Annotated in this window: 26 protein-coding genes; 17 read left to right on the plus strand and 9 right to left on the minus strand. The window is 65.9% G+C overall.

Features of this window, described 5'->3' with window-relative positions; translation table 11 throughout:
- Window positions 1-294: 294 nt before the first annotated feature.
- Together lepB and tldD are read right to left on the minus strand one after the other, a co-directional pair.
- On the minus strand, window positions 295-1065 hold the full coding sequence (gene lepB, locus SR870_RS21125; RefSeq protein WP_322515460.1) for a signal peptidase I: 771 nt from the start codon (window positions 1063-1065) through the stop codon (window positions 295-297).
- Complete coding sequence (tldD, locus tag SR870_RS21130) at window positions 1062-2489, minus strand: metalloprotease TldD (protein ID WP_322515461.1); 1428 nt, start codon at window positions 2487-2489, stop codon at window positions 1062-1064. The genes lepB and tldD overlap by 4 nt, the downstream gene beginning before the upstream one ends.
- Before the next feature lie 115 nt (window positions 2490-2604).
- Here tldD and SR870_RS21135 point away from each other — a divergent pair, with 115 nt between their 5' ends.
- Complete coding sequence (locus tag SR870_RS21135) at window positions 2605-2820, plus strand: DUF433 domain-containing protein (RefSeq protein ID WP_322518338.1); 216 nt, start codon at window positions 2605-2607, stop codon at window positions 2818-2820.
- Window positions 2821-3346: 526 nt separating this feature from the next.
- Here SR870_RS21135 and SR870_RS21140 read toward each other — a convergent pair.
- Window positions 3347-3832, minus strand: a complete 486-nt coding sequence (locus SR870_RS21140) for an invasion associated locus B family protein (protein WP_322518339.1) — start codon at window positions 3830-3832, stop codon at window positions 3347-3349.
- 496 nt (window positions 3833-4328) lie between these two features.
- Here SR870_RS21140 and coxB point away from each other — a divergent pair, with 496 nt between their 5' ends.
- From coxB to SR870_RS21200, 12 genes are all read left to right on the plus strand, one after another.
- On the plus strand, window positions 4329-5177 hold the full coding sequence (gene coxB, locus SR870_RS21145; protein WP_322515462.1) for a cytochrome c oxidase subunit II: 849 nt from the start codon (window positions 4329-4331) through the stop codon (window positions 5175-5177).
- Window positions 5178-5246: 69 nt separating this feature from the next.
- Window positions 5247-6872, plus strand: a complete 1626-nt coding sequence (ctaD, locus tag SR870_RS21150; RefSeq protein WP_322515463.1) for a cytochrome c oxidase subunit I — start codon at window positions 5247-5249, stop codon at window positions 6870-6872.
- A gap of 68 nt (window positions 6873-6940) precedes the next feature.
- Window positions 6941-7882, plus strand: coding sequence for a heme o synthase (locus SR870_RS21155; RefSeq protein ID WP_322515464.1), 942 nt, complete (start codon window positions 6941-6943; stop codon window positions 7880-7882).
- 10 nt (window positions 7883-7892) lie between these two features.
- On the plus strand, window positions 7893-8051 hold the full coding sequence (locus SR870_RS21160) for a hypothetical protein (RefSeq protein WP_011443450.1): 159 nt from the start codon (window positions 7893-7895) through the stop codon (window positions 8049-8051).
- A gap of 14 nt (window positions 8052-8065) precedes the next feature.
- Window positions 8066-8689 carry a cytochrome c oxidase assembly protein gene (locus tag SR870_RS21165; protein WP_322515465.1) on the plus strand — a complete coding sequence of 208 codons (624 nt, stop codon included), beginning with the start codon at window positions 8066-8068 and terminating at the stop codon, window positions 8687-8689.
- Window positions 8690-8769: 80 nt separating this feature from the next.
- A complete protein-coding gene (locus SR870_RS21170) occupies window positions 8770-9624 on the plus strand; it encodes a cytochrome c oxidase subunit 3 (protein ID WP_322515466.1) in 855 nt (284 codons plus the stop codon).
- Between the two features lie 226 nt (window positions 9625-9850).
- Window positions 9851-10240, plus strand: coding sequence for a DUF983 domain-containing protein (locus SR870_RS21175; protein ID WP_322515467.1), 390 nt, complete (start codon window positions 9851-9853; stop codon window positions 10238-10240).
- On the plus strand, window positions 10237-11040 hold the full coding sequence (locus tag SR870_RS21180; protein ID WP_322515468.1) for an SURF1 family protein: 804 nt from the start codon (window positions 10237-10239) through the stop codon (window positions 11038-11040). Before SR870_RS21175 ends, SR870_RS21180 begins: the two co-directional genes overlap by 4 nt.
- A 144-nt stretch (window positions 11041-11184) precedes the next feature.
- Window positions 11185-12603, plus strand: coding sequence for a threonine synthase (gene thrC / locus SR870_RS21185; RefSeq protein ID WP_322515469.1), 1419 nt, complete (start codon window positions 11185-11187; stop codon window positions 12601-12603).
- Entirely contained in the window at window positions 12600-13889 is a 1290-nt protein-coding gene (locus SR870_RS21190) for a pitrilysin family protein (protein ID WP_322515470.1), read from the plus strand. The genes thrC and SR870_RS21190 overlap by 4 nt, the downstream gene beginning before the upstream one ends.
- A gap of 58 nt (window positions 13890-13947) precedes the next feature.
- Complete coding sequence (locus tag SR870_RS21195) at window positions 13948-14535, plus strand: GNAT family protein (RefSeq protein WP_322515471.1); 588 nt, start codon at window positions 13948-13950, stop codon at window positions 14533-14535.
- A 276-nt stretch (window positions 14536-14811) separates the two neighbouring features.
- Window positions 14812-15462, plus strand: a complete 651-nt coding sequence (locus tag SR870_RS21200) for a hypothetical protein (protein WP_322515472.1) — start codon at window positions 14812-14814, stop codon at window positions 15460-15462.
- A gap of 228 nt (window positions 15463-15690) precedes the next feature.
- Here the strand turns inward: SR870_RS21200 and SR870_RS21205 are convergent, their stop codons facing one another.
- From SR870_RS21205 to SR870_RS21225, 5 genes are all read right to left on the minus strand, one after another.
- On the minus strand, window positions 15691-16182 hold the full coding sequence (locus SR870_RS21205) for an ATP F0F1 synthase subunit B (RefSeq protein WP_322515473.1): 492 nt from the start codon (window positions 16180-16182) through the stop codon (window positions 15691-15693).
- A 5-nt stretch (window positions 16183-16187) separates the two neighbouring features.
- Window positions 16188-16745 (minus strand): F0F1 ATP synthase subunit B', encoded by a 558-nt coding sequence (locus tag SR870_RS21210; protein ID WP_322515474.1) that lies wholly within the window; start codon window positions 16743-16745, stop codon window positions 16188-16190.
- A 53-nt stretch (window positions 16746-16798) separates the two neighbouring features.
- Complete coding sequence (locus SR870_RS21215) at window positions 16799-17026, minus strand: F0F1 ATP synthase subunit C (RefSeq protein WP_009796340.1); 228 nt, start codon at window positions 17024-17026, stop codon at window positions 16799-16801.
- A 50-nt stretch (window positions 17027-17076) separates the two neighbouring features.
- The gene (locus tag SR870_RS21220; RefSeq protein WP_322515475.1) at window positions 17077-17823 is read right to left on the minus strand and encodes a F0F1 ATP synthase subunit A; all 747 of its coding nucleotides are present in this window, start codon (window positions 17821-17823) and stop codon (window positions 17077-17079) included.
- A 67-nt stretch (window positions 17824-17890) separates the two neighbouring features.
- A complete protein-coding gene (locus tag SR870_RS21225; protein ID WP_322515476.1) occupies window positions 17891-18277 on the minus strand; it encodes an AtpZ/AtpI family protein in 387 nt (128 codons plus the stop codon).
- Between the two features lie 300 nt (window positions 18278-18577).
- On the opposite strand from SR870_RS21225, the gene SR870_RS21230 reads away from it, so the two are divergent.
- Genes SR870_RS21230 through SR870_RS21240 form a run of 3 tightly spaced genes read left to right on the plus strand, consistent with a single transcriptional unit; the run spans window position 18578 to window position 20340 of the window.
- On the plus strand, window positions 18578-19201 hold the full coding sequence (locus SR870_RS21230; protein WP_322515477.1) for a 2-hydroxychromene-2-carboxylate isomerase: 624 nt from the start codon (window positions 18578-18580) through the stop codon (window positions 19199-19201).
- 45 nt (window positions 19202-19246) lie between these two features.
- A complete protein-coding gene (locus SR870_RS21235) occupies window positions 19247-19837 on the plus strand; it encodes a hypothetical protein (protein WP_322515478.1) in 591 nt (196 codons plus the stop codon).
- A gap of 26 nt (window positions 19838-19863) precedes the next feature.
- Window positions 19864-20340: a secondary thiamine-phosphate synthase enzyme YjbQ gene (locus SR870_RS21240; RefSeq protein ID WP_322515479.1), complete on the plus strand. Its 477-nt coding sequence runs from the start codon at window positions 19864-19866 to the stop codon at window positions 20338-20340.
- Between the two features lie 366 nt (window positions 20341-20706).
- Here SR870_RS21240 and SR870_RS21245 read toward each other — a convergent pair whose 3' ends face one another.
- Window positions 20707-22371, minus strand: coding sequence for an MFS transporter (locus SR870_RS21245; protein WP_322515480.1), 1665 nt, complete (start codon window positions 22369-22371; stop codon window positions 20707-20709).
- Window positions 22372-22681: 310 nt separating this feature from the next.
- Between SR870_RS21245 and SR870_RS21250 the strand changes: the two genes are divergently transcribed.
- A complete protein-coding gene (locus SR870_RS21250; protein WP_322515481.1) occupies window positions 22682-23356 on the plus strand; it encodes a response regulator transcription factor in 675 nt (224 codons plus the stop codon).

The following is a 23356-nucleotide window of genomic DNA, read 5'->3' on the forward strand; positions in this document are numbered from 1 at the left end:
GCGTGCCGCTGCGCAGCGTGCGGGACACGAAACTGAACGGGACACGAAACTGAAGGTCACCCGGAAAGCCTCTCGCCTTCGTCATTCCGGGGCGGCGCGCAGCGGCGAACCCGGAATCCATAACCACCGCCCTCTGCGTTGAGGCATGGGTTGCGGCGCTCCGGCTCGCAGCGAGTCCAGGGGCTATGGATTCCGGGTTCGCGAGCTACGCTCGCGCCCCGGAATGACGAACGAGAGGTGGAGCGCGGCGCGCTCAGCATGACGGACTTTGCCGATGCGCTTCGAGCCGACGGCTCAATGCACCGAGGTGAAGAACCGGGCGATGCGGAAGCCGGACAGCCAGTTGGTGACCGGCTCCTTGCGCACGCCGGGATTCCACGAGCCGACGATGGCGTCGACACGGCCGACCAGATTGTCCATCGGCAAAAGCCCGACGCCGCCCCGGCGCACCGGGACGCGGCTGTCCGAGGAATTATCGCGGTTGTCGCCCATCACGAACAGATGTCCCGGCGGCACGGTGATTTCCGGCGTGTTGTCGAGCCGGCCGTGGTCGTACAGCTTGAAGATCGGATGCGAGACGCCGCCGGGCAGGGTCTCGATGTATTTCGCGGCGGTCTCGTAGGCGCCGTCTTCATCCTCGGCGCGGCCGACGCCGTCGGCTTTCACCGTCGCGGCGACGCCGTTGATGCTGACCACGCCGCCGGTCAGTTCGATCCGGTCGCCGGGCAGGCCGATCACGCGCTTGACCCAGACCTGCGAGCGGTCGCCGGGCCAGCGAAACACCACGACGTCGCCGCGCTTCGGGGTCTCGCCGAACACCCGGCCGGTTTCCGGAAAGGCGACGTGGATCGGCAGCGACGCAGTCGAATAGCCATAGGGATATTTCGAGGCGAGCAGGGCGTCGCCGATCAAGAGTGTCGGCTCCATCGAGCCGGACGGGACGTAGAACGGTTCGGCCAGCGCGCCCTTGCCGACCAGCACGATCGCCACCACGGCCGCCAATTGCCCGAGCTGGGAGGCCCAGCGACGCGCCGTTCCCATCAACGCATCCGCCATGGAATTCATCCGCCGGTTCCTCCGACCGTGATCCGGTCCATCCGCAGTGTCGGCTGGCCGACGCCGACCGGCACGCCCTGGCCGTTCTTGCCGCAGGTGCCGATGCCGTCGTCGAGCCGCAGGTCGTTTCCGATCATCGAAATGCGGTGCAAATCGGTCGGCCCGTTGCCGATCAGCATCGCGCCCTTCAGCGGCGCGCCGATCTTGCCGTTCTCGATCTTGTAGGCCTCGGTGCACTGGAACACGTATTTGCCGGAGGTGATGTCGACCTGGCCGCCGCCGAAATTCGCCGCGTAGATGCCGTTCTTCACCGAGGCGAGAATCTCGGCCGGGTCGTGGCTGCCGGCCAGCATGTAGGTGTTGGTCATCCGCGGCATCGGCACATGGGCGTAGCTCTGCCGGCGGCCGTTGCCGGTCGGCTTCATGCCCATCAGCCGGGCGTTCTGGCGGTCCTGCATGTAGCCAGTGAGAATGCCGTCCTCGATCAGCACGGTGCGGCTGGTCGGCGTGCCCTCGTCGTCGATCGACAGCGAGCCGCGCCGCGCCGAGATCGTGCCGTCGTCGACCACGGTGACGCCCTTGGCGGCGACCTGCTGGCCGAGCAGCCCCGCAAAGGCAGAGGTCTTCTTGCGGTTGAAATCGCCCTCGAGGCCGTGGCCGACGGCTTCGTGCAGCATCACGCCGGGCCAGCCGGGGCCGAGCACCACGTCCATCTCGCCGGCCGGCGCCGGCACCGATTCCAGATTGACCATCGCCTCGCGCAGCGCGCCGTCGGCGGCCTCGCGCCAGGCCTTGGTCTCGATGAAGCGCGCATAGGGCTCGCGGCCGCCGTAACCCTTCGAGCCGCTTTCCTGACGGTCGCCTTGCCCCGCGACCACCGAGACGTTGACCCGCACCAGCGGTCGGATGTCGCGATAGCTCTCGCCGTCGGGGCGCAAAATTTCGACCACCTGCCAGGTGGCGCCGACCGACACCGACACCTGCCGTACCCGCGGATCCTTGTCGCGCACATAGGCGTCGATCTCGGCGAGCAGCTTGACCTTGGCCTCGAAGCCCGGCGCGTCGAGCGGGTTGTCGTCGCCATACAGCCGCACATTGGTGTGGGTCGGCGCCGCCGAAAGCACGCCGCTGTAATCGCCGCGCACCGCGGCGACCGCGTCGGCGGCGCGGATCAGCGCCGGCAGCGACACGTCGGAGGAATGCGCATAGCCCACGGCATCGTCTTTCACCGCGCGTAAGCCAAAACCCTGCGCGGTGTCGTAGGTCGCCTGCTTCAGCCGGCCATTGTCGAAGGCGAGGGCCTCGGTCTGGCTGTATTCGAGATACAGCTCGCCATCATCGGCCCCCTGCAGCCCCCGCGCGATCTCGCGGCGGACGTCGTCACGATCGAGATTGGCGCGGTCGAGCAGGGAGGTCTGGGCGAGGCTGGTCATGAGGTCTGTTCCCGAATGTTGTTCGGGACAGAGATAGGCGCTCTGAGACGGTTCTGCGAGAGGCTGGCGGGAAGCAGATCCTGCGCCCATCCGCAACATGTGCTAGGCTGCGCCGCTGGATTATCGCGCGATCATCACAATCGAGCCGGGTAAACGCGGCGGCCGGCCCTGCATCCGCAACATGCGGATCTCGGTCGCGGATGTGCTTGGCTGGCTCGCGGCCGGGCAGTCGCCTGCGGAGATCGTGTCGGACTTCCCGGAACTGACCGAGCAGGATATCCGCGCCGTGCTCGCTTATGCTGCCGATCGTGAACGGCGGCTGGCTCACTGAGCGTCACGCGCCGAGCCACCATTTCAGAAGTTCGAGGAGTCCGAGCGCCAAGTCCAGCACACGGTTCCAGTCGATGGGAAGTTTTGCCATTTTGCTCTCCTGATCTAACGGGGAAAGCTGATCGCTTTCCCATCAGGTCCCCTTTACGGGCGAGATAGTTGCCGCCACCAACTGGTCGGCCATTCGCAGGTTTGAGCGGGCGGGAGGCGGCAGCGCCCTCTAAACGAAAGCTGATCGTCGTGCATCGAGCCGCCCATAGCGGCGGCGCCGCATTCCGGCAGCAGACGGACTCCGGTCTACACAAACGCCGTCATGCCCGGCTTGACCCGGGCATCCACGACTTCTCGCACGTCCGTGCCTGTGGCCGTGGATGGCCGGGGCGAGCCCGGCCATGACGGTGAATGTGCGGAGACGACGGCTATTGTGCGGAGACACGGTGCGTCATAGCCGGCGCCGTGTGACACGAGGCGAATACCGACCGCAGGACGGCGTTCGGCGGCCGCGGATTTACGAGTCCCGCGCCGCGCTACGGCAACTTGTCGTAGCCTTCGCCGAGGCCGTTGAGGCTGAGCGGGAAGCCGATGCCTTCTTCCGGGGTCTCGAAGATGATGAAGGTCGCGGTCTTGGCGGTGCGGAGTTGGCCGAGCAGCTTGTCGTCCATCACCACTTCGGCGACGCAGCCGTTCGGCAGGCAGCGGACGAAGCCGGCGCGGCCGACGTCGGCGTTGTCGAGCTTCAAGCCGAGGCCCGACGGCAGCAGAACGCCGAGCGGCGCCACCACGCGCATCAGCTTGCTCTTCTGATCCGCGGTCTTGAGGATGATCACGGTGAGGCCGGCGTTGGATCGGTCTTCGGCCACCACGCTCTGGATCAGCGCGCATTGCTCGGCCTTGGCGCCGGGCGGCGTGTCGCAGCGGATCTGCCAGTCGCCGTGCACCGAGCGCACCGCGCCCTGCGCGTCGGCGCGGCCGCTGTATCCGAGCGCCAGAGCGATCGCCACGGCGCCGGCCATCACGCTCCGCGCGCTGCTGCCGCGCGCGAGCCGGCGGCATGAGACGAGCATCGGCGAACGTTCGGCTGGGGCCATCGGGATCGCTTTCAAGGCAGGAATGGGTTGGACGAGGTCGCGGGCCCCCGACTGATCCGGCAATGACGGCACCATAAAGGCGGCCTCGCACGCCAGCGAATCAGGCTCCCGTGAAGTTCGAGCGCTGTGCCTACATCGGCGGGGGCAACTGTCAAGCTCGGTTCACAATACTCGAGCACCAATTGAGGACAGTTGGGCACTGTCGGTTGTGCCCAACCGGTAACGCTTTCCGGGCTGCGGACAAACCTCCGCGAGCCTGCTGCGAAAGTACAATACTGCATTGCGGCTGCATGCGAATTGTGGTTTGAGGAAAGGAATGAGAAGCATTCTTAAGGGGGCATAGCGTCGCATGCCCGCGAGAATGAAAGGGCACTCCGCAACAAGTGGCAGGCCCGGAAATACATAGGGGAGCGAAGGCGGCATGACGATGTCGATGGGCCGAATTGGCCGGCATTTGCTTTGCGGTGTCATTCTGGGAGGCGCGCTCGGCGTCGGCGGCGCCGCGTTCGCGGGGCAGCCCGCGCCGTGGGAAATGCAGCTTCAGCAGGCCGCAACACCGGTGATGGAGAACATCGTCTGGTTCCACAATTTCCTGCTCTGGCTGATCACCGCAATCACGCTGTTCGTGCTGGCGCTGCTGGTGATCGTGGTGGTGAAGTTCAACGCCAAGGCCAATCCGGTGCCGTCGAAGACCACGCACCACACGCTGATCGAAGTCGCCTGGACCATCGTGCCGGTGCTGATCCTGGTCGCGGTCGCGGTGCCTTCGTTCCGTCTGCTGTTCTTCCAGCTCGATATTCCGAAGGCCGACGTCACCATCAAGGCGACCGGCAACCAGTGGAACTGGACCTACAACTATCCGGACGACAAGATCGAGTTCACCTCGATCATGCTGACGGATGAAGAGCGCTCCAAAATGAACCCGGTGCCGCCGCGGCTGCTCGCGGTCGACAACGAGACCGTGGTGCCGGTCAACAAGGTGGTGCGGATCCAGACCACCGCCGCCGACGTGATCCACTCCTGGGCGATCCCGTCCTTCGGCGTCAAGATCGACGCCATTCCCGGCCGTCTCAACGAGACCTGGTTCAGAGCCACCAAGGAAGGCCGCTACTACGGCCAGTGCTCGGAACTTTGCGGCAAGGACCACGCTTTCATGCCCATCGTCGTCCGCGTCGTCAGCGACCAGGAATACGACGCCTGGAAGAAGGAGCAGCAGGTCGCCTCCCGTGGCGGCAAGTCCTACGCCTCGGTCGGCGCCGCCGCGCAGTGATCGGTCACGGCGCGCGATACGTCTGAACGGGGACCGCAAGGTTCGAAGGTTTCAAGTCAGGATCTGAAAATGACGATGGAAGCTGCAAGGGTTGCTCATTCCGATCACGCGCACGACGATCACGCCCATGCGCATCCGACCGGGTGGCGGCGCTACGTCTACTCGACCAATCACAAGGACATCGGCACCATGTACCTGATCTTCGCGATCATCGCGGGGATCATCGGCGGCGCGATGTCGATCGCGATCCGGATCGAGCTGATGTATCCGGGCGTGCAGATCTTCCACGAAAGTCACACCTACAACGTGTTCGTCACCTCGCACGGCCTGATCATGATCTTCTTCATGGTGATGCCGGCGATGATCGGCGGGTTCGGCAACTGGTTCGTGCCGCTGATGATCGGCGCGCCCGACATGGCCTTCCCGCGGATGAACAACATCTCGTTCTGGCTGCTGCCGGCGGCGTTCGCGCTGCTGATCATCTCGACCTTCGTCGAGGGCGAGCCGTCGTCGAACGGCGTCGGCGCCGGATGGACGATGTACGCGCCGCTGTCGACGTCGGGTCACCCCGGCCCCGCGGTCGATTTCGCCATCCTGGCGCTGCATCTCGCCGGCGCCTCGTCGATTCTCGGCGCCATCAACTTCATCACCACGATCTTCAACATGCGCGCGCCGGGCATGACCCTGCACAAGATGCCGCTGTTCGTGTGGTCGATCCTTGTCACCGTGTTCCTGCTGCTGCTGTCGCTGCCGGTGCTCGCCGGCGCCATCACCATGCTGCTGACCGACCGCAATTTCGGCACCACCTTCTTCTCGGCCGAAGGCGGCGGCGATCCGCTGCTGTTCCAGCATCTGTTCTGGTTCTTCGGTCATCCCGAAGTCTACATCCTGATCCTGCCGGCGTTCGGCATGATCAGCCAGATCGTCTCGACCTTCTCGAAGAAGCCGGTGTTCGGCTATCTCGGCATGGCCTATGCGATGGTGGCGATCGGCGTGATCGGCTTCGTGGTGTGGGCGCACCACATGTACACGGTCGGCATGTCGAGCACGACGCAGGCCTATTTCGTCGCCGCCACCATGGTGATCGCGGTGCCGACCGGCGTGAAGATCTTCTCCTGGATCGCCACGATGTGGGGCGGCTCGATCGAGTTCAAGACGCCGATGCTGTGGGCCGTCGGCTTCATCTTCCTGTTCACCGTCGGCGGCGTCACCGGCGTGGTGCTGGCCAATGCCGGCGTCGACCGGGTGCTGCAGGACACCTATTACGTCGTCGCGCACTTCCACTACGTGCTGTCGCTCGGCGCCGTGTTCGGGATCTTCGCCGGCTGGTACTACTGGTTCCCGAAAATGTTCGGCTACATGTACAGCGAGACCATCGGCAAGCTGCACTTCTGGGTGACGTTCATCGGCGTTAACATGGTGTTCTTCCCGCAGCACTTCCTCGGCCTGTCGGGAATGCCGCGGCGTTATGTCGACTATCCGGACGCGTTCGCCGGCTGGAACCTGGTGTCGTCGATCGGCTCCTACATCTCCGGCTTCGCCGTGTTGATCTTCCTGTTCGGTATGGCGCTGGCCTTCATCAGGAAGGAAAAGGCCGCGGACAATCCGTGGGGCGCCGGCGCCACCACGCTGGAATGGACGCTGTCGTCGCCGCCGCCGTTCCATCAGTTCGAAGTGCTGCCGCAGGTTCGCTGAGGCCTTCGCGACAACGAGCATCCGTCGGCGGTTCCGGCGGATGCGTGTAGAAAGACAGAGGTTCCGAATTGTCGGTCATCGACACCAATCCGATCGATCTCGTCGCGCCCCGCATTTCCGAGGCCGGCGTCGCCGACTACATCGCGCTGCTGAAGCCGCGGGTGATGTCGCTGGTGGTCTTCACCGCGCTGGTCGGGTTGCTGCTCGCGCCGGGCGATTTCCATCCGGTGCTGGCGATCACCGCGATGCTGTGCATCGCGGTCGGCGGCGGCGCCGCCGGCGCGCTGAACATGTGGTACGAGGACGACATCGACGGCAAGATGACGCGGACCGCCAACCGGCCGATCCCGCGCGGCCGCGTCACCCGGCCGGAAGCGCTGACCTTCGGCATCACGCTGTCGTTCTTCTCGGTGATCACGCTCGGCATCCTGGTCAACTGGGTCGCCGGAGCGCTGCTCGCCTTCACCATCTTCTTTTATGTCGTGATCTACACGATGTGGCTGAAGCGCTCGACGGCGCAGAACATCGTGATCGGCGGCGCCGCCGGGGCGCTGCCGCCGGTGGTGGCGTGGGCGTCGGTCACCGGCTCGCTCGCGGTGGAGCCGCTGCTGTTGTTCGCGATCATCTTCTTCTGGACGCCGCCGCATTTCTGGGCGCTGGCGCTGTTCCGCAATGACGACTACGCCCGCGCCGGCGTGCCGATGCTGCCGGTGGTGGCGGGGCAGGATCACACCCGGCTTCAGATCCTGCTCTACACCATCGTGCTGGTCGCGGTCGCCGCGGCGCCGTGGCCGCTCGGCTATTTCGACGCGATCTACGGCATCGCGTCGCTGGCGCTCGGCGGCTGGATGCTGGTGCTCGCGGTGCGGGTCTATCGCCAGCGCACCGGCAGCGCCGCGCTGCGGGCGACGCGCAATCTGTTCAAGTTCTCGATCCTGTATCTGTTCGCGCTGTTCTCGATCCTGCTGATCGAAGTCGTCGCGAAGGCCGTGTGGCGTTTGTTCGCCTGAGGAGGTCCCGATGGACCAGCAGAGACCCGGCATCGTGCTCACCGAGGCGCAGAAGAAGCGCCAGCGCGAACGCTCGATCGCGATCGCATTGGCGCTCGCCGTGCTGGTCGCGCTGTTCTTCGCGGTGACCATGGTCAAGGGGCCGATCGTGCTGCAACGGCCGATGTGAGGAGCGAGACAGCGATGCCGGATGCGCAACCCAACGTTTCGCCGAACCCCCGTCGCCGCGGCCTCGGGCGCGATGCGACGGTGGCGTCGATCTGCGGTCTGGTGGTGGCGCTGATGGTCGGCGCGTCGTTCGCGGCGGTGCCGTTCTACAACTGGTTCTGCCGCACCACCGGGTTCAACGGCACCACGCAGGTCGCCGGCGTGGCGCCGTCGTCGGCGCCGCTGGCCCGCAAGGTCGCGGTGCGGTTCGATTCCAACATCAACGGGCTGCCGTGGACCTTCGAGCCGGAGCAGCGCGAGATCGAGGTGGCGATCGGCCAGGTCTTCACCGCGTATTACAGCGTCACCAATACGTCGAAACACGCAACCACCGGGCAGGCGGCCTACAACGTCACGCCGCTGACGGTCGGGTCGTATTTCACCAAGATCAACTGCTTCTGCTTCACCGAACAGACGCTCGCCGCCGGCGAGACCCGCGAGATGCCGGTGGTGTTCTACGTCGATCCGTCGTTCGCCGCCGACAGCGAGAACGACGCCGTCAAGACCATCACGCTGTCCTACACGTTCTATCCCGTGCGCGAACCGACGCCGAAGCCTGTGGCTTCGACCGCGCCGGACAAGCGCAAGGGCAATCTATAAACGACCGGAAACGCTGCAAGACGACTGCCGGACTGGACTTGGCTGAGACCCGACCGGCACTGCCAACGGAGAGCACCACAATGGCCACGGCACACGCGAAACACCACGACTACCATCTCGTCGATCCGAGCCCGTGGCCGTTCGTGGGCTCGGTGTCGGCCTTCGTCATGGCGCTGGGCGCGGTCGCCTGGATGCACAACATGTTCCAGGGCGCGCCGATCCTGTTCGGCGTCGGCACCATCGGCGTGCTCTACACCATGGCGAGCTGGTGGAGCGACGTGATCCGCGAGGCCGAGTTCAAGGGCGACCACACCCGCGTGGTGCAGATCAGCCACCGCTACGGCATGATCCTGTTCATCGCTTCGGAAGTGATGTTCTTCGTCGCCTGGTTCTGGGCCTACTTCAATGCGGCGCTGTTTCCCGGCGATCCGGTGCACGCCACCCGCGAGGCACTGTTCGGCGGCGTCTGGCCGCCGAAGGGCATCGAGACCTTCGATCCCTGGCATCTGCCGCTGCTCAACACGCTGATCCTGCTGACCTCGGGCACCACCGTGACCTGGGCGCACCACGCGCTGCTGCACAACGACCGCAAGGGCGTGAAGCAGGCGCTGATCCTGACCGTGCTGCTGGGCGCTGCCTTCAGTTGCGTGCAGGTCTACGAATACAGCCACGCCGCGTTCTCGTTCGCCGGCAACGTCTACGGCGCGACCTTCTTCATGGCGACGGGCTTCCACGGCTTCCACGTGCTGGTCGGCACCATCTTCCTGCTGGTCTGCCTGATCCGCGTCTACTACGGCCACTTCACCCCGACCCAGCATCTCGGCTTCGAATTCGCCGCCTGGTACTGGCACTTCGTCGATGTGGTCTGGCTGTTCCTGTTCGTCAGCATCTACGTCTGGGGCCACGGCGCCTCGACCATGGCCGGCGCACACTGACATCAGCCGGATGTGCTACAAGGGGCGGCCCGCGCGGCCGCCCTTCGTGTTTAGTGCCCCGGACGCTGCGCAGCGCGCCGCTTCTTCGCGGCGTGATGCGCTGCAGATCCGGGGCCCCGGTTGAAAGCTCGAAGCGGGGTCCCGGATCTGCGCAGCATCGCTTCGCGCTGCAGCGCGTCCGGGACACAAGCCGACAGTCTCTTTCGCGCAGAGGCGAGGAATCTCGATGCAAGTTCAGCCGCAACCCACCCTCCTGCAGAGCGCGCTGCGCGGCGTGGCCTGCCGCTGCCCGCGCTGCGGTGAGGGCAAATTGTATGCGGGTTTCCTGACGCTGCGGCCGCGCTGCGAGGCCTGCGATCTCGACTACACCTTCATCGACGTCGGCGACGGCGCGTCGGTGTTCATGATCCTGATCGGCGGCGCGATCGTGGTCGTCAGCGCGCTGGTCGTCGAGGTGAAATATCAGCCGCCGTTCTGGCTGCATGCGGCGCTGTGGCTGCCGCTGGTGCTCGTCACCACGCTGCTGCCGCTGCGCTCGATGAAGTCGCTGCTGATCGCGCTGCAATTCCACCACAAGGCGCAGGAAGGCCGCCTCGTCGGGCGCGAGCCGAAATGACGACGCCGGCGACGCGCCGGCGCGGCATCGCCGGAATGAGCCTGATCGCGCTCCTGATCGTCGCGGTGCTGCTGTCGCTCGGCTTCTGGCAGTTGCAGCGTCGCAGCGCGAAGCATGCGCTGATCGCGGCGCTGACCGAGCGGCTCGCCGAACCGCCGGTGGCACTGCCGCCGGTGGCGCAATGGCCGACGCTCACCCCCGCCGCCGATGAATTCCGCCGCGTCAGCTTCACCGCGACCTATGCCAGGCAGCCGGATGCGATGGTGTATTCGTCGGGGTCGGCGGTGCGCGCCGATATTTCCGGGCCGGGGACCTGGGCGTTTTTGCCGGCGCGCCTGCCCGGCGGCGAGACCGTTGTGGTGAATGCCGGCTTCGTCCCGAACACGATGCAGGATCGCGGCTTCGAGGATCGCGTGGTGACGCCGCTCGTCACCGGGCAGCCGGTGACGCTGACCGGCTATCTGCGCTTTCCGGAGGGCGCCGGGGTGCTGACGCCAGATCCGGACGCGGCGAAGCGGCTGTGGTTCACCCGCGATGTCGCCACGATGGCGGAGCGGCTCGGCTGGGCGAAGGATGGCTCATTGGCGCCGTTCTATCTCGACCTGGAGAAGCCGGTGCCGCCGAACGGCCTGCCCAAGCCCGGCCCGCTCGGCGTCCATCTGCGCGACCAGCACATGCAATACGCGATCACCTGGTTCGGCCTGGCGCTGGCCGTGGCGGTGGCATTCGGGGTCTGGCTGTGGGGGCAGCGGCGCGCCGCTGCTGCTGTTTCAGCCCGGCCGTCGCGCCGCATTGCGTGATTCCGGCGAATATCGTCTTCTCGTCAGGGGCGGTTTCCCCTGCGCGGGAAAACCCTCTATGGTGCCCGGGATTTCACCCGTCCGTGCGACGAATAGTATTCGAGATCAAAGGCTTGGCTGCGGCCTGGGCCTTTGGAGGATGCCTTGACGACCTATGTTTCCACCCGGGGCGAAGCCCCGCGCCTTGGTTTCTGCGATGTCATGCTGACCGGGCTCGCCCGCGACGGCGGGCTCTACATCCCCGAAGTCTGGCCGCAGCTTTCGCCCGACGCCATCGCCGGCCTGTTCGGCCGGCCGTATTGGGAGGTCGCCGTCGAGGTGATCCGGCCGTTCGTCGCCGGCGAAATCTCCGACGCCGAGCTCGGCCGGATGGCCAACGAGGCCTACGCCACCTTCCGGCATCCTGCCGTGGTGCCGCTGCGCCAGTCCGGACCGAGCCAGTTCGTGCTCGAGCTGTTTCATGGCCCGACGCTGGCGTTCAAGGACGTCGCGATGCAGTTGTTGTCGCGGCTGATGGATCACGTGCTGGAGAAGCGAAAGCAGCGCACCACCATCGTGGTCGCGACCTCGGGCGACACCGGCGGCGCCGCGGTCGACGCCTTCGCCAACCGCAACGCCGTCGATCTCGTGGTGCTGTTTCCGCATGGCCGGATCTCGGACGTGCAGCGGATGATGATGACGACGTCGGGCGCGTCGAACGTCCACGCGCTGGCGATCGAGGGCCATTTCGACGATTGCCAGGCGATCGTGAAGGGGCTGTTCAACCACCACGGCTTCCGCGACAAGGTCGCGCTGTCGGGCGTCAATTCGATCAACTGGGCGCGGATCGTGGCGCAGGTGGTGTACTACTTCACCAGCGCGGTGGCGCTCGGCGCGCCGCATCGTGTGGTCGACTTCACGGTGCCGACCGGCAATTTCGGCGACATCTTCGCCGGCTACGTCGCCAAGAAGATGGGCCTGCCGGTGCGGCGGCTGAAGATCGCCGCCAACACCAACGACATTCTGGCGCGGACGCTGAAGACCGGGATTTACGAGGTGCGCGAGGTCCATTCCACCACCTCGCCGTCGATGGATATTCAAGTGTCGTCGAATTTCGAGCGGCTGCTGTTCGAGGCCAGCGGCCGCGACGCCGCGCTGGTCCGCGCGCTGATGGGTTCGTTGGCGCAGTCCGGCCGGTTCGTGCTGCCGGATGCGGTGCTGGCGGCGATTCGCGAGGAGTTCGACGCCGGCCGTGCCGACGAGACCGAGACCGAGGCCGCGATCCGCACCGCCTGGCGCGAGGCCGGCGATCTGGTCGATCCGCACACCGCGGTGGCGCTGGCGGTGGCCGATCGCGACACCACGGACCCAACCGTGCCCAATATCGTTCTGTCCACCGCCCACGCCGCCAAATTTCCCGACGCGGTCGAGGCCGCCTGCGGAATGCGGCCGGAGCTGCCGGCCTGGCTGGAGGGACTGATGAGCGGGACCGAAACGATGCAAGTGATGCCCCGCGACCAGGCGGCGATCGAACGCCACATCCTGTCGGTCAGCCGCGCGGCCAAACAAGGAGTTGCCGGATGAGCGTCGAAGTCAGCAAGCTTCCCTCGGGCCTGACCGTCGTCACCGACACCATGCCGCATCTCGAGACCGCGGCGCTCGGCGTCTGGACCGGCGTCGGCGGGCGCGACGAGAAGGCCGACGAGCACGGCATCTCGCATCTGCTCGAACACATGGCGTTCAAGGGCACCACCAAGCGGACGTCGCGCGAGATCGCCGAGGAGATCGAGGCGGTCGGCGGCGACCTCAACGCCGGCACCTCGACCGAGACCACCGCCTATTACGCCCGGGTGATGAAGGACGACGTGCCGCTGGCGCTCGACGTGCTGAGCGACATCCTCGCCAATCCGGCGTTCGAGGCCGACGAGCTCGAACGCGAGAAGAGCGTGATCGTGCAGGAGATCGGCGCCGCGCAGGACACGCCCGACGACGTCGTGTTCGAATATCTCAACGAGCTCTGCTATCCGGAGCAGCCGATCGGCCGCTCGCTGCTCGGCACCGCCAAGACGCTGAAGGGCTTCAACCGCGACAAGCTGCAATCCTATCTGTCGACGCACTACCGCGGCCCCGACATGGTGGTCGCGGCGGCCGGCGCGGTCGACCACAAGCGCGTCGTCGAGGAGGTCTCGCACCGCTTCGCGAGCTTCGACGCCGCGCCTGCGCCGAAGCCGCAACCGGCGATGTTCGGCGCCGGCGGCTCCCGCGTAGTGCACCGCGATCTCGAACAGGCGCATCTGACGCTGGCGCTGGAAGGCCTGCCGCAGAGCGACAAGTCGCTGTTCAGCCTGCAGGTGTTCACCAACATCCTGGGCGGCGGGATGTCGTCGCGGCTGTTCCAGGAAGTGCGTGAGAAGCGCGGGCTGTGCTACTCGATCTACACCTTCCACGCGCCCTATGCCGACACCGGCTTCTTCGGTCTCTACACCGGCACCGATCCGGACGACGCGCCGGAGATGATGGAAGTGATCGTCGATGTCATCAACGACGCGGTCGAAACCCTGACCGATGCCGAGATCGCCCGCGCCAAGGCGCAGATGAAGGCCGGCCTGCTGATGGCGCTGGAAAGCTGCTCGTCGCGGGCCGAGCAGCTCGCCCGGCACGTCCTGGCCTATGGCCGGCCGCTGTCGGTCGACGAACTGGTCGGCAAGATCGATGCGGTCAGCATCGAGACGACTCGCCAGGCCGCGCGCCAGTTGCTGACGCGCAGCCGGCCGGCGGTGGTGGCGCTCGGCGGTGGCCGGGGTCTGGACACGGCGGTGGGTTTTGCGGAAGGATTGACGCAGCCCAAGGCCAAGACCTCGTATCATTGACGCCGCGCATGGTGCGCGGGGGCTGAGCGTCCCGCGGAGCGCGGATCGGAGTGTCGTCATGGCGCTGTTTCGAATGCCGTCGGCCGGCCCCGCCGCCCTGGCGCCGCGCGGCCACGGGCTGCTGCTGCGCTCCCCCCAGATGGCGGACTACGTGCAATGGGCCGAGCTGCGCGACCGCAGCCGCGCCTACCTCACGCCGTGGGAGCCGATCTGGCCGTCGGACGACCTGACCCGCTCCGGCTTTCGCCGCCGGCTGCGGCGCTACGCCGAGGACATCGCCGCCGACCGTTCCTATCCGTTTCTGGTGTTCCGCGAGGCCGACGGCGAGATGATCGGCGGCGTCACGCTCGCCAATGTCCGCCGCGGCATCGTCCAGGCCGGCACCATCGGTTACTGGGTCGGCGAACCCTATGCGGGCCGGGGCTATATGACGGCGGCGCTGCGGGTGCTGCTGCCGACGCTGTTCGGCGAGCTCAATTTGCACCGGGTCGAGGCGGCCTGCATCCCGACCAACACGCCGTCGATCCGCGTGCTGGAGAAATGCGGCTTCAGCCGCGAAGGGTTGGCGCGGCGCTATCTCTGCATCAACGGCATCTGGCAGGACCATCTGCTGTTCGGCCTGCTGCACGAGGATTTTCGCGGCTGAATCGTCGGTGGGCGGGGACCCGGCAATCGGCATGGTGCAACCTCTCCCGCTTGCGGGGGAGGTCGGAACGCGAAAGCGATCCGGGTGGGGGAAACAGACTCTCCACGTCACGCGGGCTCAGTGCTCGGCTCGCCCCCACCCCGGCCCTCCCCGCAAGGGCGGGAGAGAGGGCGCGCTGCGACGCGAGCAACGTGTCCCGGCGCCATTCCCGCCTTTGGTTCGCCGGCTTTGCTTTGCTATAACCCCGCCGGTAGAGACGAATTCTCGGGGTAATGGATGAGACGGGATCTGGAACGAGTGTCGGCACGCCGGCTGGGGCGCCGCGCGGCGCGAATCGTCCTTGCTGCGGCGATCGGCGGCAGCGTGCTGGCGACGCCGGCCTGGTCGCAGTCGTTCACCGACCGCTTCAAGAACCTGTTCGGCGGCGGTTCGTCCGATCCGGCGCCGACGACCTCCAATGGCGCTCCCGCCGCCGAGACCGACCTCACCTGTCCGTCGGTCAGCATCCGCTCCGGCGCCGCCACCTACGCGGTCGGGCTGCCGGGCAAGGAGGCCAGCGGCAACGATCTGCGCTATCAGGTGGTGATCGGCCGGACCGCGCGTGAGTGCAACCTCAACAGCGGTATGATCACGGCGCATATCGGCATCCAGGGCCGCGTCATCGCCGGGCCGGCGGGGGCGCCGGAGAATGTCGACGTGCCGGTGCGCGTCGCCGTGGTGCAGGACGGGGTGTCGCCGAAAACGGTGTTCACCAAGGCCTATCGCACCAATGTCGCGATGGGCAGCAACGGCAACGTGCCGTTCAGCCTGGTGATGGAAGACGTCGTCTATCCGGCGCCGTCGGCCGATGTGAACGATGCCTACGTGTTCTACATCGGCTTCGACCCGCAGGCGCTGAAGCCGGAGCCGCGGTCGCGCAGGCGGTAGAAGCCAATCGAAGCTCCGCTTCACCCTCCCCTGGAGGGGGAGGGTCGCTCGCGGCAGCGAGCGGGGTGGGGTGGCGAAGAGTTCATCCGCCGTGCCCGCCGCTCACCCCACCCCGCCAAACATCGCTGCGCGATGTTCGTCGACCCTCCCCCTCAAGGGGAGGGTAAGGACAAAAAAAGCCGGCGCGATTGCTCGCGCCGGCTTTTGAATTTGGAGTGAGAAGCGCGCTCAGTTGAGCTTGCTGCGGACTTCCTGGATGCCCTTGCCGAGCAGGTCGTCGGCGACCTGGCCCTTGACCGACTGCGACAGGATGGTCGCGGCGGCGGACACGGCGGCTTCGGCCGCAGCGGTCCGCACGTCTGCGACGGCCTGGGCCTCCGCCAGCGCGATCTTGCTTTCCGCGGTCTTGGTGCGGCGGACGACGAAGTCTTCCAGCTTGGCCTTGGATTCCGCCGCGATCCGTTCGGCGTCGGCCTTGGCGCTGGCGATGATCGCCTCGGCCTCGCGTTCCGCCTGGGCGCGGCGCGCGCGATAGTCGGCGAGCAGCTTGGCGGCCTCGTCCTTGAGCTTGCGGGCCTCGTCGAGCTCGGCCTTGATCCGGTCGCGACGATTGTCGAGCGCCTTCAGCACGGTGCGGTGAACACCGAGATAGGCGAAGATGCCCATCAGGATGACGAACGAAATCGCGACCCAGGTTTCTGCTTCAGCGAAGATTTCCATCGGCCTCAGCCCTTTATCGAAGCGTTGACCGCGCTATCCAGCGCCTTGCTGTCCGGCTGCACGCCGGCGAGCTGCTGAACGATCGCAGCGGCCGCCTCGGAGGCGATGCCGCGAACGTTGCCCATCGCGGCGGTGCGGGTCGCTGCGATGGTCTTTTCGGCGTCGGCGAGCTTCGCCGACAGCCGCTCTTCCAGCGTCTTGCGCTCGGCTTCCGCCGCCGCATTCAGCTTCTCGCGGGTCTCGGCGCCGATCGCCTGGGCCCGGGTGCGGGCCGCAGCGAGTTCGGCCTCATAGGCCTTCAGCGCGTCGTCCGATTCGCCCTTGAGCTTCTGGGCCGCCGCGAGATCGCCGTCGATCGTCTTCTGGCGCTCCTCGATCACACCGCCGACGCGCGGCAGTGCGAGTTTGGACACGATCAGATAGAGCGCGACGAAGGCGATCGTCAGCGACACCAATTGCGAGGCAAAGGTTTCCTTCTGGAACGGCGGAAAGGGGGCCTTGTGGCCCCCGTCGGCCGCCGTATGGGCGGTTGCGCCCTTCGCATCGCCTTGACCTACAGCCACGGGCTTCTCCTGTTCGGCCGGTCACGACCACAGCGTCGCGACCGGATTGGACCTTAGAGGGCGAACAGCAGCAGCAGCGCGATCAGCAGCGAGAAGATGCCGAGCGCTTCCGTCACCGCGAAGCCGAAAATCAGGTTGCCGAACTGGCCCTGAGCAGCCGAAGGATTGCGCACCGCAGCGGCGAGATAGTTGCCGAAGATGATGCCCACGCCGGCGCCCGCGCCGCCCATGCCAATGCAGGCAATACCAGCGCCAATGTACTTCGCGGCAATCGGATCCATGTAACGAACTCCTGTTGGGGTTTGGTTGAAGAGTGGTCGGTGACCGGGCCTCAGTGGCCCGGGTGAATCGCATCGTTGAGATAGATGCAAGTCAGGATGGCGAACACATAGGCCTGCAGGAACGCGACCAGCAGTTCGAGTGCGGTCAGGGCGACGGTCAGGCCGAGCGGCAGCACCGCGCCGAACCAGCCGACGACGCCGAGCGCGCCGAGCATGGCGATGAAGCTCGCGAACACTTTCAGCGCGATGTGGCCCGCCAGCATGTTGGCGAACAGACGCACCGAATGCGACACCGGCTTGAGGAAGAACGAGATCACCTCGATGAACACCACCAGCGGCAGGATGTAGATCGGCACGCCGGACGGCACGAACAGCTTGAAGAACTTCAGACCGTTCTTGTAGAGGCCGTAGATCAGCACGGTGAGGAACACCAGCATCGCCAGCGTGACCGTGACGATCAGATGGCTCGACACCGTGAAGGTGTACGGAATGATGCCGACCAGATTGGAGACGGCGATGAACATGAACAGCGAGAACACCAGCGGGAAGAACTTCAGGCCTTCCTTGCCGGCGGTCGATCGGATCATGTTGGCGACGAATTCGTAGGACAGCTCCGCGATCGACTGGAACCGGCCCGGCACCAACTGGCGGCCCGGCGCCAGCATCAGGACCGCAATGATCGCCACCGCGGCGAACATATAGGCCGACGAATTGGTGAAGGCGATTTCCTGTCCGCCAATGTGACCAAGGGAAAACAGCTTGGTGATCTGGAACTGATGGATTGGATCGGCGGCCATTGTTTCTCAGTCTACCGGTTTCGCGAGCTTGCGCTTGTGTCGATGGTCGATTGCACTTCGGAACCCGTCAGAGCCGCTCGGATTGTTTCGCCATCACACCTGCGGCCCTCATCACATTGATCACGCCGGCGGTAAAGCCCAGCAGCGCAAACACGATCAGGCCCCAGGGAGAAATCGACAGCAAACGATCGAGACCCCAGCCGAGCGCCGCTCCGCCAAGGACACCGGCGACCAGCTCTGTGGACATACGAAGCCCCACAGCCATGGCGGATGCCTTGGCCTGGGCCGCGTCCTGCTGGTCTCCGGACCCGTCAGTCCCGATGTTTCGGCCGCCCCCAATTTTGGACAACCGGCGATCCAGACTTCCGAGCCTTGCGGAAAGCGCAGCTTCATCGGGCGTATTGCCGCGATTTCCATCAGCCTGATTGCTGCCCTCGTGCGTGTCGTCCGCCATATCGTGGAGACCCGAAACGGTGCCGCAGATGATGAAAATAACGCCCCGTGACCCTCAAAAGCCGCGCGGACCATACTGACGGCATAGAGGCAAGTCAAGATTCGCTCGCAGCCCTCCAGGGCGTTGTTTTGGCTGATTTTATTGGGGATTTGCGACTCGCTGCGGTAACTTGTCCGCAGCGCGATAGCAGCATCTCGCCGAGGTTCGGCTTGCACCGGCCGACAGGCTCTGATCGGATGCGCCCGATTTCGGCGACTCGTTCGCATCGATCGTTCGGATATTCCATCAGCCGGAGTACGCATGTCGCGTCAGCTCGACTACTATTTCTCGTTCCAGTCGCCCTGGGCCTATATCGGCCACAAGGCGTTTCGACAGCTCGTCGAAGCGCACGACCTCGCGGTCGTCTACAAGCCGGTGCTGCTCGCCGGGCTGTTCTCCGAGACCGGCGGCCTGCCGCTCGCCAAGCGCCACCCGGCGCGGCAGCGCTACCGGCTGGTCGAGTTGCAGCGCTGGCGCGACAAGCGCGGGCTCGACTTCAAATTGTGGCCGAAGCACTGGCCGTTCGACGCCCGGCTCGCCGACGGCGTCGTGCTGGCCGCGCTGGCGGCCGGGCTCGATCCCGAACCCTATCTGCAACGGGCCTATCCGGCGGTGTGGGAGCAGGAACTCGATCTGACTGATCCCGCGGTCCTGACGCGCCTCGCCAACGAGGCTGGCCTGCCGGGCGAAAAGCTGGTGGCGCACGCGGCGTCGGATCAGATCCGCGCCGCCTATGAGCAGAACCGCCACGACGCGATGGCCGCGGACGTGTTCGGCTCGCCGGCCTATGTGCTCGACGGCGAAGTGTTCTGGGGCCAGGACCGGATCGAATTGCTGGCCGATGCGTTGAAATCCGGCCGCGGCCCGTACCGTCCGCCGGCCTGACACCCCATATAGGCCGGGTCTTTCTCTGTCAGGCGGAGCCTTCCGATGACCCTTGCCACCCCTGAAGCGATCGCCACCCGCGCCGCGCCGCGGCTGGCGCGGATCGCCGCGCTGTCGGCCGTGCTGGCGCTCGGCGGCGGCGTCGCATTCGCCGAGACGCTGCCGGACAATGAGAACGGCCGCTACACCTTCACGCCCAGCGCCGACGGCGTGATGCGGCTCGATACCCGCACCGGCAAGGTCTCGACCTGCAGCGACAAGGGCAACGGCTGGGCCTGCTACGCGATCGCCGACGAGCGCGCGGCGTTCGATACCGAGATCGGCCGGCTGCAGGGCGACAACGACCGCCTGAAGCGGGAGGCCGAGGCGCTCAGGGTCGAGAACGACAACCTCAAGGCGCAACTTGCGCAGCGCGGCCCCACCGTGTCCGGCAAGATCGACGACTCGATGCCGAAGAGCGACAAGATGGCGACGCCGGAGGTCACCACCAAGGACGGCCAACGCCGGCTGGAGATTCCGCTGCCGAGCGATCAGGACGTCGACCGGGTGATGGGTTTCATCGAGCGCGCCTGGCGGCGGCTGATCGAGATGGCCAACCGGATCCAGCGGGAAACCATCGGCGACGGCAAGACCTGAGCCGGGTCGACCGCAGCGAGGTCCGCATGAATTCATCCCGCACGCTGAGCCGCGCCCCGATCGCGGTCGCCGCGATCAGCCATGTCGCATCGTCGCTGCTGACCGTGCAGACCGGCGGCGCGGGCTTCGTCGACATCACCGGCGAGGCGGCGAAGTTCGTGGCGGAGGCGAGGGCGCAGGACGGCGCGCTGACGCTGTTCGTGCGCCACACCTCGGCGTCGCTGACGATCCAGGAGAACGCCGATCCGACCGTGCTGATCGATCTCACCACGGTGCTGAACCGGCTCGCGCCGGAGAATGCCGGCTGGGCGCACGATACCGAAGGGCCCGACGACATGCCGGCGCATGTGAAGTCGATGCTGACCGCGACCTCGCTGCAGATCCCGGTGCTGCAGGGCCGGCTGGCACTCGGCACCTGGCAGGGCATCTACCTGATCGAACACCGCCGCCGCCCGCACCGCCGCGACGTGGTGCTGCAGTTTCTCGGCTCGGTGAAGTTATAACGGCCGCAGAACCCGACCTTTCGCGCAGGCGTCCTCCTGAGGCCTGACCGAAAATGCGGCCAGTGAAATCAGGCACTCTCGTTTCAACTCGTCATGCCCGGCCTTGTGCCGGGCATCCACGTCTTGCAGCCGAAGCCGCAAGGAAGGCGTGGATGGCCGGGACGAGCCCGGCCACGACGGAGTGAACTGCGAAGTGAACGACTTTCAAGCTCGGCTGGATTTGCTGCCTGCATTTTCGGTCAGGCTCCGAGGTGCGGGCGCTTCGTGCCTCGATAGATGACGCCCGAAACAAAAACGGCCGCGGATTGCTCCGCGGCCGAAATTCTCCGTCGGATGGTCCGGCGCGAGGCGCCGGACCGATGACGATCAGTTCCTGCTGATATCGACGTTCTTGGTCTCGGGCAGGAAGATCAGGCCGATCACCACGGTGATCGACGCGAAGATGATCGGGTACCAGAGGCCTGCGTAGATATCGCCGGTCGACGCCACGATCGCGAAGGCGGTCGCCGGCAGCAGGCCGCCGAACCAGCCGTTGCCGATGTGATAGGGCAGCGACATCGAGGTGTAGCGGATGCGGGTCGGGAACAGTTCGACCAGCATCGCGGCGATCGGGCCGTAGACCATGGTGACGAACAGCACCAGGACGAACAGCAGCCCGATCACCGCCGCCGGCGCCGGCCTGAAGACGTCGAACGGATGCGCCATCTTCACGATCTCGGCGTTGCCGGCCGTCGGATAGCCCGCCGCCTGAATCGCCGCCAGCACCGCCGGGTTGGAGGTCTTGCCGTCGGTGTAGGGCACCTCGGTGTCGTTCACCATCACCTTGACGCCCGATCCCGCCGGGCCCTTCGCGGTGGAGTACTTCACCGACGACTGCGACAGGTAGGCGCGCGCGGTGTCGCAGGGCGCGGTGAACACGCGGGTGCCGACCGGGTTGAACAGGTCGCCGCAGCCTGCGGGGTCCGCCACCACCTCGACCTTGATGGTCTCGATGGCTCGTTCCAGCGCCGGATTGGCGTTGGAGGTGATCGCCTTGAAGATCGGGAAGAACGACAGCGCCGCGATCGCGCAGCCGGTGAGGATGATCGGCTTGCGGCCGATCTTGTCCGACAGCCAGCCGAAGAAGATGAAGAAGAAGGTGCCGAGCAGCAGCGACCAGGCGATCAGCAGGTTCGACGTGTAGCCGTCGACCTTGAGGATCGATTGCAGGAAGAACAGCGCGTAGAACTGGCCGGTGTACCAGACCACGCCCTGACCCATCACGCCGCCGAACAGCGCGATCAGCACGATCTTGGCGTTGCCCCAATTGGCGAAGGCTTCGGTCAGGGGCGCTTTCGAGCCCTTGCCCTCGTCCTTCATCTTCTGGAACACGGGCGATTCGTTCAGCCGCAGCCGGATCCAGACCGAGACGCCGAGCAGCGCGACCGACACCAGGAACGGAATCCGCCAGCCCCAATCCGCGAATGCCGGTTCACCCAGCACGGTGCGGGTGACCAGGATCACGATCAGCGACAGGAATAGGCCGAGCGTGGCCGTGGTCTGAATGAACGACGTGTAGTAGCCGCGTTTGCCGGGTGGCGCGTGTTCGGCCACATAGGTCGCCGCGCCGCCATACTCGCCGCCGAGCGCCAGGCCCTGCAGCAGGCGAAGGCAGATCAGGATGATCGGCGCCGCGATGCCGATCGTCGCCGCATTGGGCAGCAGGCCGACGATGAAGGTCGACAGGCCCATGATCAGAATGGTGACGAGGAACGTGTATTTGCGGCCGACGATGTCGCCGATGCGGCCGAACACGATGGCGCCGAACGGGCGCACCAGGAAGCCGGCGGCGAAGGCCAGAAGCGCGAAAATGTCGCGAGTCGCCGGCGGATAGGCGCTGAAGAACTGCGCGCCGATAATGGCGGCGAGCGACCCGTACAAATAGAAATCGTACCACTCGAAAACGGTACCGAGCGACGATGCGACAATGACGAAACGTTCGTCCTTGGTCATCCCCCCGGACCGCCGCTGCGTTGCGGCATAGCTGGACATAAGCGATTACCTCCCCTTGAAAAATCGATGGAATTTTTTGCCGCGCCGCGGAATACAGAAATCGGACGCGATGAGTTGGGAGAAAGGTAACATCGCCGTGGCCGTGCGGCATTACGACTTTCGGCCTGCGTTCCTCCTGTGTTCTTGCGCTTGCTCAATGTTTTTCAGGTTCGGAAGGCGCAGAGTGGTACGCCAAGGCAGTCGAACACGCCTTGCCAGCCGTCGACCTTAGGGCGACACTTCAATCCGACCTGCCAACCGCGGGCCTGAATGCGACCGTTCGGTTCCAGCTTGCGCACAAGGGACATCCATGAGCACGCCCGTCAGTACGCATTTGATCATTGCCGATGACCATCCGCTGTTCCGCGACGCGTTGCGGCTGGCGGTCTCCAGCGTCGTTCCCGGTGCCAAGATCGGCGAGGTCGGCTCGTTCGAGGATCTGACCGCACTGCTCGAGCGGGACGGCGATGTCGATCTCGTGCTGCTCGACCTGAAGATGCCGGGCATCAGCGGATTTTCCGGACTGATCTATCTGCGCGCGCAGTACCCGGCGATCCCGGTGGTGGTGGTGTCGGCCAGCGACGATGTCGAAACCATCCGCCGCTCGCTCGACTTCGGCGCCTCGGGCTTCGTGCCGAAGCGGTTCGGCGTCGAGAAACTCGGCGAGGCGATCCTGCGGGTGCTGGACGGCGACGTCTGGGTGCCGCCGGATGTCGACCTGTCGGCCGCCGCCGATCCGGAGACCAGCAAGCTGCGCGACCGGCTGGTGACGCTGACGCCGCAGCAGGTGCGGGTGCTGATGATGCTGTCCGAAGGGCTGCTCAACAAGCAAATCGCCTACGAGCTCGGCGTCTCCGAAGCCACCATCAAGGCGCATGTCTCGGCGATCCTGCAGAAGCTCGGCGTCGAAAGCCGCACCCAGGCGGTGATCGCCGCCGCCAAGATCTCCGGCAACCAGTGGCGCCACGAGGAGCCGGTGGCGTAG

Origin of the sequence: Rhodopseudomonas palustris (assembly GCF_034479375.1) — a bacterium.
Taxonomy (GTDB): Bacteria; Pseudomonadota; Alphaproteobacteria; order Rhizobiales; family Xanthobacteraceae; genus Rhodopseudomonas; species Rhodopseudomonas palustris_M.